This is a genomic window from Roseibium sp. RKSG952 (genome assembly GCF_009711355.1).
Genome location: NZ_SMMF01000960.1, coordinates 67,249 through 79,304 on the forward strand (window position 1 = coordinate 67,249; position 12,056 = coordinate 79,304).

General features: G+C 60.0%; 12 protein-coding genes. 8 read left to right on the top strand and 4 right to left on the bottom strand.

Going from position 1 to position 12,056, the window contains the following annotated elements; translation table 11 throughout:
- Nucleotides 1–48 precede the first annotated feature (48 nt).
- Genes E1297_RS41560 through E1297_RS41575 form a run of 4 tightly spaced genes read right to left on the bottom strand, consistent with a single transcriptional unit; the run spans nt 49 to nt 3,260 of the window.
- Nucleotides 49–867: a hypothetical protein gene (locus E1297_RS41560; protein ID WP_155148794.1), complete on the bottom strand. Its 819-nt coding sequence runs from the start codon at nt 865–867 to the stop codon at nt 49–51.
- Nucleotides 868–872: 5 nt separating this feature from the next.
- Nucleotides 873–1,292 (bottom strand): GFA family protein, encoded by a 420-nt coding sequence (locus tag E1297_RS41565; RefSeq protein ID WP_155148796.1) that lies wholly within the window; start codon nt 1,290–1,292, stop codon nt 873–875.
- On the bottom strand, nt 1,285–2,376 hold the full coding sequence (locus E1297_RS41570) for an aromatic ring-hydroxylating dioxygenase subunit alpha (protein ID WP_155148798.1): 1,092 nt from the start codon (nt 2,374–2,376) through the stop codon (nt 1,285–1,287). Before E1297_RS41570 ends, E1297_RS41565 begins: the two co-directional genes overlap by 8 nt.
- A complete protein-coding gene (locus E1297_RS41575) occupies nt 2,373–3,260 on the bottom strand; it encodes a MurR/RpiR family transcriptional regulator (protein WP_155148799.1) in 888 nt (295 codons plus the stop codon). Before E1297_RS41575 ends, E1297_RS41570 begins: the two co-directional genes overlap by 4 nt.
- 68 nt (nt 3,261–3,328) lie before the next feature.
- Here E1297_RS41575 and E1297_RS41580 point away from each other — a divergent pair, with 68 nt between their 5' ends.
- From E1297_RS41580 to E1297_RS41615, 8 genes are all read left to right on the top strand, one after another.
- Complete coding sequence (locus tag E1297_RS41580; protein WP_155148801.1) at nt 3,329–5,782, top strand: FAD-dependent oxidoreductase; 2,454 nt, start codon at nt 3,329–3,331, stop codon at nt 5,780–5,782.
- Nucleotides 5,779–6,861, top strand: coding sequence for an alcohol dehydrogenase family protein (locus tag E1297_RS41585; RefSeq protein ID WP_209016315.1), 1,083 nt, complete (start codon nt 5,779–5,781; stop codon nt 6,859–6,861). The genes E1297_RS41580 and E1297_RS41585 overlap by 4 nt, the downstream gene beginning before the upstream one ends.
- Nucleotides 6,858–7,454: a dimethylsulfonioproprionate lyase family protein gene (locus E1297_RS41590; protein WP_155148804.1), complete on the top strand. Its 597-nt coding sequence runs from the start codon at nt 6,858–6,860 to the stop codon at nt 7,452–7,454. Before E1297_RS41585 ends, E1297_RS41590 begins: the two co-directional genes overlap by 4 nt.
- Entirely contained in the window at nt 7,454–8,560 is a 1,107-nt protein-coding gene (locus tag E1297_RS41595) for a mandelate racemase/muconate lactonizing enzyme family protein (protein ID WP_155148806.1), read from the top strand. The genes E1297_RS41590 and E1297_RS41595 overlap by 1 nt, the downstream gene beginning before the upstream one ends.
- Nucleotides 8,557–8,841, top strand: coding sequence for a cupin domain-containing protein (locus E1297_RS41600; RefSeq protein ID WP_209016316.1), 285 nt, complete (start codon nt 8,557–8,559; stop codon nt 8,839–8,841). Before E1297_RS41595 ends, E1297_RS41600 begins: the two co-directional genes overlap by 4 nt.
- Nucleotides 8,838–9,944 (top strand): mandelate racemase/muconate lactonizing enzyme family protein, encoded by a 1,107-nt coding sequence (locus E1297_RS41605; protein ID WP_155148807.1) that lies wholly within the window; start codon nt 8,838–8,840, stop codon nt 9,942–9,944. Before E1297_RS41600 ends, E1297_RS41605 begins: the two co-directional genes overlap by 4 nt.
- Nucleotides 9,941–11,047: a mandelate racemase/muconate lactonizing enzyme family protein gene (locus tag E1297_RS41610; RefSeq protein WP_155148809.1), complete on the top strand. Its 1,107-nt coding sequence runs from the start codon at nt 9,941–9,943 to the stop codon at nt 11,045–11,047. The genes E1297_RS41605 and E1297_RS41610 overlap by 4 nt, the downstream gene beginning before the upstream one ends.
- 54 nt (nt 11,048–11,101) lie before the next feature.
- Nucleotides 11,102–12,056 (top strand): aspartate aminotransferase family protein (locus tag E1297_RS41615; protein WP_155149171.1); only part of this gene is annotated, 955 nt, incomplete at its 3' end.

The window sequence follows — 12,056 nt, forward strand, 5'->3', positions numbered from 1 at the left end:
CCTGTTCCTGATTGGCAATGGTTCGGTTTGTACAACTCTGTTTCGGGCTTACAGACGCCGGAGCAACTGTCCGCGCGGCGTGTCCGGCGCCAGCCCGAGGGATTTGAAGATGCGCCAGTAAAGTGCAATGTCGTGGCCAATCACTGGTTTGCCCAAAGCGGTCTCCAACTGATCCGCCAGATGCAGCGGCCGTTGCGGCAGACCCCCCGGACCCGTGCGGAAGTTACACATTCCGTTAATCAGAATCGCATCGGCCTGCGGTGCTTTGTCGGCGACGTATTCAAAGCTCTTTAGCGCAAGATCGCTGTCAAACACCCAGCGCCAGGAATTGACCTCTTCCTGACTGTCGAACCAGCCCTGATCGTGAAAGTTGCCGGCCCAAAGCACATCAAATCCGGCCTCTTTCAGAAACCCGACTGTACCCTGCCACCATTCGGGCCAGTGATAGGCCGCGTTCAGCGCCACCTTTTCGATGTTCATCTCACGCAGGGCCTCGACCATGGCATAGCCTGCCATGTGAAAGCGGATGCCGTGCTTGTCAGACAGGTCCTCGCAATGCTGCCGCACGCCCTCGACCCCCAGCCCGCAGGCGTGCACCCAGTTCGAGCCGACCTGACCGCAGACATCGACCCCATTACGGGACATGCAGTGGACGAAATGTTCGAGCATGCCAAAGTTCTGTTTGCGCTGATCCAGCCCGTGCACATAGTCGGGCACATGCAGCATCCATCCATGCACGCCGACCGTTTCGGGGCACATGCGCAGAAAATCTGACGGAGCGGCATCAAAGTCGAAGGGTGGCGAGGTAAAGCCCACCTGATACGGAAACAGCTTGTGTTCCGGGCGCCATTCGCCGGGCATGAGCATGGGGGTTACTCCTTGTCTGTTTCGGTGGGATCGGCCTGAAAGGATTGATGTTTGGGGATGTCATCCGCCAGTTCCAGCCACGAGACCGCGCTGCCCATGACCACATGGGCGTCGGGGGTGTAGCTGGACGTATCATCCAGCGTTGCAGCGTGGATATGGATTTCGCCGGGCCATTTGTCGGATCGGAAATAGAGCCGCGAGCCGCATTTGGGACAGAAACCACGGTAGGTGCCGGGCGAGCTTTCAAAGTGATTTATGTCCCCCACCCATTCGATGGCTTCAGGCGGAAGACCGACGAAGGTGGTGAAGGGCGAGGAGGTTGCCTTTTGGCAATCACCGCAATGGCAGGACAGGCGGCGAGTGACCGGCCCGCTTGAGGACCACGTCACAGCCCCACACATGCAGTTTCCCCTTAGCTCAGCCATCCACACCCTCGCGCATCCATTGTTGCAAGCGGGCGATCGAATGTTCCGACATCACGCCACACCCGGGGTCCAATACCAGCGGGCCTGGGCGGTAGCCGCGGGATTTCAGGCCGCGGTGGACGCTTTCCACAAGATGGATATCTTCTTCGACCGTGGTTTCCCGATCTTGAACCGCCAGTTGACGGATCACAGCGCTTTCCGAGCCGCCCTCGGTGTACCAGCCGCGCCAGACGGTGCAGTGATCGGCATCGACAGCGCGCCAGTGATAGGTGTTCAGCACGTTGCCCGGATAGCATTGGAACGAGAACATCGGCCACAGAAACCATGACTGATAATCGCCCGCGTGCGGCACCGACAGGTCGATGGGATAGGTCATCTTGTCGAGGCTTTGGCATTCCGTCGTATGGCGCAGGACGTAGCCGCCGCCTGCATCGGGTTGGATATCGTAGGTTTCGGGCTTGACCACGCCTTCGGCAAAGGTCGGGTGGTTGGTCGGGCAGTGATAGCATTCCGAGTAATTCTCGACACTGACCTTCCAGTTGCAATTCTCAGGAATCTCGACCCATTCCAGTGGTTCCAGATCGTCGATATGTGGGACGAAGGCGCGGATTTCCTCGCGCACCCCGGGGTACCATTCATCCATTGGTGCGGCGTTGTCGTCGAGGTTGACGAAGATGAAGCCGTTGAAGATTTCGGTGCGGACAGAGGTCAGGCAGATGGCGCTACGGTCGAAACCGGGAACGGATTTGATATTCGGACCGGCGCGAAGCTGGCCGGACAACTCGTAGGTCCAGGCGTGATAGGGGCAGACGACAACGCGGGTGTTGCCGGCACCTGTCACCATCTCATGCGCGCGGTGCTGGCAGACGTTATAAAAGGTCCGGATTTCCCCGTCGCGGCCGCGAATGCAGAATAGGTTTTGACCGGCGATTTCAAAAGCGAAGTAATCCCCTGTTTCCCGGACCTGCGCGACATGGCCTGCAAACTGCCACGTTCGGGCCAGAAGGCCCTGCATCTCCTGCTCGAATATCGCAGGGTCGGTATAATATCGCGCGTCCAGTGAGTGGGTCAGGGGTGCGTTCATTCGGGCTCCTCCGCGTAGAGGCCAAGTTGGTGTCTGCGTTGGTGAAACCGTTCCACCCGTTCGACGATCTCATCGCTGGAGACTGCGATCACAAAGGACAGCAGCGTTTCCAGCAGCGCGATGGTTGAAACGGATGACGGAAAGAATTGCGGTGTGTCAGCGGCCACAACAAAGCCGTGTTGCGCGTTCAGGATCACCGGGCTGGCCGGACTATCGGAAATACCAACGACGGTCAGGCCCTGTTCGCGGGCCAGTTTGACGGCCTCGATCACCTCGGTCCGGTAGGGTTTGCAGGTCATCGCAATGAGTACATCCTGATCTCCGGCCCAAGCCAGATCATCGACGGGTGTCGAACCGGGGCGGGGGATAGCGTGAAACTGCTTCATCCCGGTCGAGGCGAGATAGGTGAAGTTGCGGGCGTTCGAGTTGTTGACCCCGACGCCCAGCGTGAAGATTTGGCGCGAGTTCCAGATATCTTCGGCAGCGGACTTCAGACGTGCGGCGTCGATACCCGCGAATGTCTCTTCGATGTTGCGGATCGCGGCTCCGACCATATCGGCATAAAGCCCACCCAATTCCCCCGACTTGCCGATGCCCTGCAGCCAGCGGGCGCGGTCCGGAAACGACACCGCGCCTTGCCGAATCGCTTCGCGGAAGGGTGCGCGGAAATCCTCGTACCCATCGAACCCGACCTGCCGGGCCATGCGCACGAAAGTGTTGGGTTTGACGTTGGCGGCCTCGGCAATCTCGCGCACCGTCGAAACCCCAACATCCGTTGGGTTTTCCAGTACGTAGCGCGCGGCTTTCTGAGCCTCGGGCGTCAGGGCGTCCCATTCCTCGGTCAGGCGGTCCAGAACGGTCGATGATACATTTGTGTCATTCATGATTGACGATGGTACATTTGTGGAATTAGCCTGTCGAGCAGAAACGCGACTCGGGAAGAGGAAAAATCATGTCCGGGAAGGAACTGCCGTCACAGGCCCGCGTGGTGATCGTGGGCGGAGGTGTCATGGGGGTCGGTCTGGCCTATCATTTGGCGCATGAAGGGTGGACCGATGTGGTCCTGCTGGAAAAGGCCGAGCTGACCAGCGGCAGCACATGGCATGCGGCCGGTCAGATCACGCATTCGACCAGTTCCTTTGGGCTGGGCAAATGTGTGGATTACAACATTGGCCTATATTCCGGCGCATTGGAGGCCGAGACCGGTCAGGCAGTGACATGGCACGGCTGCGGCTCCTTCCGGCTGGCTTATACCGAGGACGAGATGGACTGGCTGCGCCACACGCTGTCAGTGGGCCGGTCGCTGGGCTTCAACATCGAGCTGGTGGGGCCGGAAAAGGTGGCCGAACTGCACCCGTTCTACAATCTCGAAGGCGTGCTGGGCGCGCTGTGCACGCCGGATGACGGCCACGTGGACCCGACCAATGTGACCATGGCGATGGCCGCCGGGGCGCGTCAACTGGGGGCGAGGATCATCCGTCATTGCCGGGCGACGAACATCACGCAGGCCGAAAACGGCGAGTGGGTTGTCGAGACCGAGAAAGGCACGATCCGCTGTGAGCATGTGGTGAATGCGGGCGGCACCTATGCTCGCCAGATGGGCGAGTGGTCGGGGCTGCAACTGCCCATGACCTCGATGACGCACCACTATTTCGTGACCGAGCCGGTGCCTGAGTTCGAAGCGCTGGACAAGGAATTGCCAGTCATCCGCGATGACAAGAAAGTTTCCGGCTACATCCGGATGGAGCAAAAGCGCGGGCTGATCGGGATCTACGAGAAAGAGAACTCGAACTCTGTCTGGCACGATCATTGCCCTTGGGACTACGAGAACTGGCTGTTTGATGCCGATTACGACCGGATCATGCCGTGGCTTGAGGAAAGCCTGAACCGGATGCCGATCTTTGCCGAGCTGGGCATTCAGCGCGAGGTGCACGGCGCGATTTCGCACCCGCCGGATGGCAACCCGCTGATTGGCCCCGCGCCTGGGGTTCGGAACTATTGGTGCTGTTGCGGGACGCAAATCGGTATCGGCTGGGGGCCGGGACTGACCCGCGAACTGGCGCGCTGGATGGTGCATGGTGCAGCGGATATCTCGATGCGCGAGTATGATCCGCGCCGATTTGGATCTTACGCCACCAAGGACTGGCAGGTCACCAAGGCGCATGAGGATTACAAGCTGCGCCACGAGATTCCCTTCCCGCATTTCAATCGTCTGGAGGGGCGCCCGATCAAACCGTCTCCTCTCTACGAACGGTTGAAGGAAAAGGGCGCGGTCTACGAAGAGGTCTATGGCCATGAACGCCCGCGCTGGTTTGCCAAAGATGGTGTCGAACAGCGCGATCACTATTCATTCCGCCGGAACGTGGTTCACGACATGGTGGGTGCCGAATGCAAGGCCGTGCGCGAGGCGGTGGGCATCATGGATATCTCGGCCTTCACCAAGGTCGAGGTCTCTGGCCCGGATGCCGAAGCACTTCTGGATCGTCTGGTGGCCAACCGTCTGCCGCAAAAGGTTGGAGGCATCGCCCTGACCCATATGCTGAACCGCCGGGGGCGGATCGAGCTGGAAACCACGGTCGTGAAGCTGGATGAAGGGCGGTATTATCTTGTTTGCGCTGCCTTCTTTGAACAGCGTCTGCTGGATCATCTGAATCATCAGCGTGCTGGTGAAGATGTCGAAGTCATACTGCGCTCGAATGATTGGGCCGCGCTGAGCCTGAACGGCCCCAAGGCGCGCGAGGTTCTGGCGGCCTGTACGGATGCCAACCTCAGTAATGCCGGATTCAAATGGCTGACCGCGCAAGAGATCGAAGTGGCTGGGCACAGGCTCTGGGCGTTCCGTATGTCCTATGCCGGTGAGCTGGGATGGGAGCTGCACATTCCGCGCGACAGCACGCTGGCGGTTTATGATGCGCTTTGGGAGGCCGGTGCGCCTCACGGTATCACCGATTATGGCTCCTTCGCGATGAATGCGCTGCGGATGGAGAAGGGCTTTAAGGGTGCTGGTGAGTTGACCAATGAGGTGACGCTTGCCGAGGCGGATGTCTTGCGCTTTGCCCGAACGGACAAGGAATATCTTGGCAAGGATAAGACCCTGAATACCGATCTGCCGTGGGTGTGCGCTTATCTGGAAATCGAACCCGATGGCATCGAAGACGGGCATGGAGGAGAGGCGGTTCTGCTGGACGGCACGGTTGTCGGATCAACCGCTTCGGTTGCCTACGGGCACACGGTCGGGAAGATCCTTGCCTTTGCCTATATCAGACCGCACGCCAATGTGCCGGGTACCGAGATTGAGGTCGTGATCGCCGGAAATGCGCGTAAAGGGCGCATTCTGGGTGAGCCTGCATATGACCCGCAAAGCGTCTTGCCGCGAACCGATATTGCCATGGAGGCCGCAGAATGAATGTTCCGGCAACGATGAAGGCCATGGTTCTGACCGGCCATGGCGATCTGGACAAGTATGAGTGGCACGAGGACTGGCCGACACCCCAGCCGGGTCCGATGGAAGTGCTGATAAAGGTCGGTGCCTGTGGGCTGAACAATACGGACGTGAACACGCGCACCGGCTGGTACTCGAAAGCGGTGGACGAGGCCACGACCGGTGGTGCCTATTCTGAAGTGGACGATGAAGACAGTACCTGGGGCGGTGCGCCACTGACTTTCCCGCGCATTCAGGGCGCCGATGCGGTTGGTACGGTTGTTGCGGTTGGCGAAGGCGCTGATGAAAGCCTGATCGGCAAGCGTGTCATCGTGGCAGGCTGGCTGCGGGACTGGAACGAGCCGATGAACCGAGACAAAGCGGGATACTTCGGATCGGAATGCGACGGTGGGTTTGCAGAGTACACCAAGGCGGATGTGCGTGGTGTCGCTGCGATCGAGACCGATCTGAGCGATGCCGAGCTTGCGACGTTCAGCTGTTCCTATGTCACCGCCGAAGGCATGCTGGATCGGGCCGGTGTGGGTCAGGGGGATACTGTGCTGATCCCTGGCGCTTCGGGCGGTGTCGGCGGTGCGTTGATCCAGCTGTCCAAGCTGCGCGGCGCGCGGGTGATCGCCATGGCGAGCGAGGCCAAACACGGGGACGTGGCCAAGCTGGGTCCGGATCGGATTTTGCCACGCAGCCCTGAGAACCTGAGGGCAGAACTGAAGGGTGAGAAAATCACCGTTGTTGCGGATGTGGTTGGCGGGTCCATGTGGCCAAAGCTGATCGACATGCTGGAACGCAGCGGGCGGTACACCTGTTCCGGTGCCATTGCGGGGCCGCTGGTCGAGTTCGATCTGCGGACATTCTACCTGCGCGATCTGACCTTTACCGGCTCGACGGTGAACACGCCCGAGAACTTTTTCGATGTCGTGAAATACATAGAGAATGGACAAATCAGGCCAGCTTTGGCCGCCACATACCCGTTAGCTGAACTGAGAGAGGCCCAGCAGGCCTTTATCGACAAGTCTCATACCGGCAACATTGTGGTGATCCCGTGACCCGACCTGCATTTGAAAATCTACTGGAACAGGCGCGTATCGCGCATGGCAGTCAGGCCTGTCTGAGCCGGTTCTGTCCTTTTCCGGACGACCTGCGTGAACAGTCTGTAGAGCCCTTCCACATCCCGGCTGCGGATATTCTGAGCCGTGAAACCGGTCTTTATTCGGATGCTTTGTCAGAGTTCCGCGATGCTTTTGTTGCGGCCAGCCCGGTGGCGCAATGGCGCGAGACCTATAAGGGCACGGATATCGGCCAGGATTTCATGGATCGGTTTGCCTGCTACACGCTGATCGGCGAGGGCGGCCCGTGGCTGAGCGCGCAGATGAGCAGCTATGTGGTCTATATGCCGCCCAACCTCTATTACCCTTGGCATCATCATCCTGCCGAAGAGATGTATCTGGTTCTGGCGGGTGAGGCCGAGTTCATGCGTGAAGGTGACGAGCCGGAAACGTTGCGGCCCGGCGATCACTCATTCCATGCTAGCAATCAACCGCACGCCATGCGGACCGGGGATCATCCGGTCATGGCCTATGTGTTGTGGCGCAACAATCTGGAATCCCCTCCGGTTCTGACAGAACGCGACGTTGCCTGATGAAGATCACCCGTATCCGTATTTTCCAGACCGGTCTGCCCTATGTGGGCGGTGCTTATGTCTGGGGTGCGGGGAATGCGATTGAGACGGCCACGGCGTCAGTCGTTGTCATCGATACGGATGCGGGATTGCAGGGTTGCGGTGAGTTCACGCCCTGCGGCGAGAATTACATGGTGGCCCATTCCGAAGGAGTGCCGGCACTGGTCCGGCTGGTCGCGCCGCATCTGTTGGGAGAAGACCCACGCAACGTGGCCCGGATCGAACAGGTCATGGATCATCTGGTGCAGGGGCATGGCTATGCCAAGTCCCCGTTTGATGCGGCCTGCTGGGATGTTCTGGCGCAGTCGCTGAGCGCCCCTTTATATGCGGTTTGGGGCGGCAAGCTGACGGACGGTGCGCCGATGTACAGGGTCGCACCGCAAAAGGGGACCGAGGAGACCATTGCTGAGATGGACCGGTACCGCGAACAGGGCTACCGGCAGTTTCAGATCAAGGTCGGCGGCGATTGGGCTGCGGATATTGACCGCATTCGTTCGACCGTTCCCCTTTTGAAATCTGGTGAGAAGGCCATGGCCGACGCCAATCAGGGCTGGCGGGTGGACAATGCGCTGCGGGTGGCGCGGGCGACGCGGGATCTGGACTACATCTTTGAACAACCCTGCCGCACTTATGAGGAGTGCATGCAGGTCCGTGCCCGCATCGATCTGCCGATGAAGCTGGACGAATGCGTGACCGGCATGCACATGGCACAGCGCATCGTGGCGGATCATGCGGCGGAGCTGGTATGTCTGAAAATCTCGAACCTTGGTGGCCTGAGCAAGGCAAAACGGGTGCGCGACTATCTGATCGAGAACCGCATCCCCGTGGTCGCCGAAGACACCTGGGGTGGTGAGATCACAACAGCGGCGCTGGCGCATTTCGCGGCAACAACGCCACAGGAATACCTGCACAACACCACGGACCTGATGAATTACAACACCCGGTCGACCGGTATTGGCGGGGCAACGGCGCGTGACGGGAAGCTGTATGCACCCGAGACGCCCGGCCTTGGCGTGGCTCCGGATTTCGACAGCTTGGGTGATCCGGTAGAGGAGTTCAGCGCATGACAGAGCAGGCCATCGCAACCGTGATGATCGACGATGACCGCGTGCGGGTAACGCGGTTCGATTTTGCCCCCGGGGCGGAAACCGGCTGGCATCGCCATGCGATGGACTATGTCATCACCGCCGTGACCGATTGTCATATGCGTCTGGAACAACCCGATGGCACCGCAAAGGAGGTCACCGTTCCGGCCGGAACGGCCTATCGCCGGGATGAAGGTGTCGAGCACAACGTCATCAATGCCGGAGCTGAGCCCATGTCTTTTGTCGAAGTGGAGCTGAAATGAAGATCACCCGCATCTCAGTCTATCACGTCGATTTGCCGCTAGAGCATCCCTATTGGCTGTCCGGCGGACGGTTGAAGTTCGAGGTTCTGGACGCGACTCTGGTCAAGATCGAAACCGATGCGGGGCTGACAGGCTGGGGTGAGGGTACGCCGTGGGGGCATACCTATGTGCCCGCACATGGCCCCGGCATTCGCGCCGGGATCGAGACGATGGCGCCGTTTGTCATGGGCCTTGATCCACGCCGGGTGCTGGATGTGGAGCGGGCGATGGATATCGCCTTGCCTGGGCATCTGTATGCCAAAAGCCCCATCGACATGGCATGCTGGGACATTGCCGGGCAGGCGGCAGGTTTGCCGATTGCCGATCTGATGGGCGGTGGCTCCCGCACGCCGCGCCCGATAGCTTCGTCAGTCGGGGCCAAGACGGTGGACGAAACCCGCGACGTGATGGAGCGGTACCGCAGTCGCGGATACATCGCGCATTCCGTGAAGATCGGCGGCGATGTCGAGCGCGATATCGCACGGGTCCGGGATGTCGAAAGCATCCGGAAACCCGGCGAGATCGTCCTTTATGATGTGAACCGGGGCTGGACCCGGCAACAGGCTTTGCGGGTCATGACCGCTTGTGAAGACCTGAACGTGATGTTCGAACAGCCATGCGAGACACTTGATGATATCGCCGCAATCTCGGGCCGCCATGGATCGCCCGTTTCCGTGGATGAAAGCCTGGTGACTCTGCAGGATGCTACACGGATTGCCCGCGATGGCTTGGCTGAAGTCTTTGGGATCAAGCTCAACCGGGTTGGCGGGCTGACCAAGGCGGCACGAATGCGGGACATCGCCCTTGCGCATGGGATCGATATCTTCGTCATGGCTACCGGCGGCACGGTTCTGGCGGATACCGAAGCATTGCATCTGTCGGCGACCATTCCCGATGACAACTGCCGTGCGGTCTGGGCGTGTCAGGATATGATCACGGTCGATATCGCGGGTGGGCGTGGTCCACGCAATGTCGAGGGCCATTTGCACCTGCCAGAAGCTCCGGGCCTTGGTGTGCATCCTGATGAAGAGACGTTGGGCGATCCGGTGGCGGTATATCAATGACCAAAATTACGCGCATATCGCTGTGGCATGTGCCACTGACCAGCCACGAGGCCTATTACATGGCCGATGGCAAGACCTGTGACACGGTCGAGACCGTAGTTCTGGCATTGGATACCGATGATGGGCGGACGGGTTGGGGAGAGGTCTGTCCAATCCCGCACTATCTGCCTGCCTATGCGCGAGGTGTGGCGCCTGCAGTGCAGGAGATGGCGCTTGTCCTTTTGGGGGCCGATCCGGTCGGGCCTGAGGCGTTGATGGCGCAGCTGGACCGGCATTTGCAGGGGCATGTGTATGCCAAATCTGCCATCGATATCGCATTGTGGGATCTGACCGGGCAGGTGGCAGGTCTGCCGCTTTACGCCTTGCTGGGCGGGCGGCGTGCAGAGACGATGCCACTTTATCATTCGATCACCTGCGTCGCACCTGACGAGATGGCCCGGATCGCGCAGGAAACGCAGAACCAAGGCATCCGGCAGTTTCAGGTCAAGCTGGGCGCTGATGGGGACTGGCAGGCAGATGTCGCGCGGTTGCGGCTGGTGCGCGAGGCGGTCGGCGATGGCCCATTGGTCTATGGCGACTGGAACTGCGGGGCCACCTCTCTGGATGCAACCCGGGTGGGCCGGGCCGTAGCTGATCTTGATGTCATGCTGGAACAACCCTGCGCCACGATAGACGATTGCGCCCGTGTACGCGCGGCGACCGGGTTGCCGATGAAGATGGATGAAAGCGCCCATGATACCGCCAGCTTGCTTGAGGCCCACGCCAAGGGGTGCATGGATGCGGTGGCGGTGAAACTGTCGAAATTCGGTGGCTTGTCCGCCTCTCGCCGTGCGCGTGATCTGTGCCAGCATCTGGGTGCAAAGATGTGCATCGAGGATACGTGGGGATCGGATATCACCACCGCTGCCCTGTTGCATCTAGGAGCGTCTACCGACCCGGCGCGGGTGATGAATGTGTGTGACCTGTCGGGTTATGTCGCGCCACGCCTTGCCCCGATGGGGCCGGTTCGAAAGGATGGACGTATTGCACCGCCTGAGGGGGCTGGACTTGGGGTTGCGCCGGATCGGCATGCATTGCCTGAACCGGATATGGTCCTTGACTGAAATTTGACTCTTTGGTCAAAATTAACACAGCCGAACGCCAGAGGAACGGATCACATGGACAAAATCATCTCACAGACTGACTGGATCGAGCGCGCCAAAGCTGTGCTGCCGGGTGGCGGGTTCGGGAACTTTGACCCTTCTATCTTTATTCGCGATGGGCAGGGCAGCCGGGTCTGGGACGAGGATGGCAAGGAATATGTCGATCTTCTGATCGGATCGGGTCCGATGTTGCTGGGCCATGGTCACCCGGAGGTTCTGGAGGCCGTTGCCGAACAGATGCCAAAGGGCATGACCTTTTTTGCCAATAATGCCCGCGCCATCGAACTGGCCGAAGAGATCTGCTCCGCTGTCCCATGCGCCGAGCAGATCCGCTATGTCTCATCCGGCGGTGAGGCGGATATGTACGCGATCCGTCTGGCCCGCGCCTTTACCGGTCGCGACAAGATCGTGAAATTCGAAGGCGGTTATCACGGGATGAGCGCCGAGGCGCAGATGAGCCTTGCACCAGATCGGATGGTAAACTTCCCGCAGGCCGTTCCGGACAGCGCGGGTATTCCCGAAAGCGTTCAAGCCGAGGTGCTGATCGCGCCGTTCAACGATCCGGACTACATCCGCTCGCTGCTGGCTGAACATGGGGACGAAGTCGCCGGAATCATCGTCGAACCGCTGCAGCGGATCATCCCGCCCGAGCCCGGTTTCCTGCAGCTGCTGCGGGAAGAGGCGGACAAATACGGTATCGTGCTGATCTTTGACGAGGTAGTTACAGGTTTCCGCTTTGCCTATGGCGGCGCGCAGGAGCTGTATGGCGTGACGCCGGATGTGGCGACACTCGGCAAGATTATTGGCGGGGGCTTTCCGCTGGCCGCGATTGCCGGACGCGCTGATATCATGGCGCATTTCGACAAGGCCGCTGTCGGGGCCGATAAGTGGCTGATGCAGCTGGGTACGCTGTCCGGTAACCCGGTTGCGGCTGTCGCGGGCCTCAAGACGATGGAAGTGCTGAAGCGGG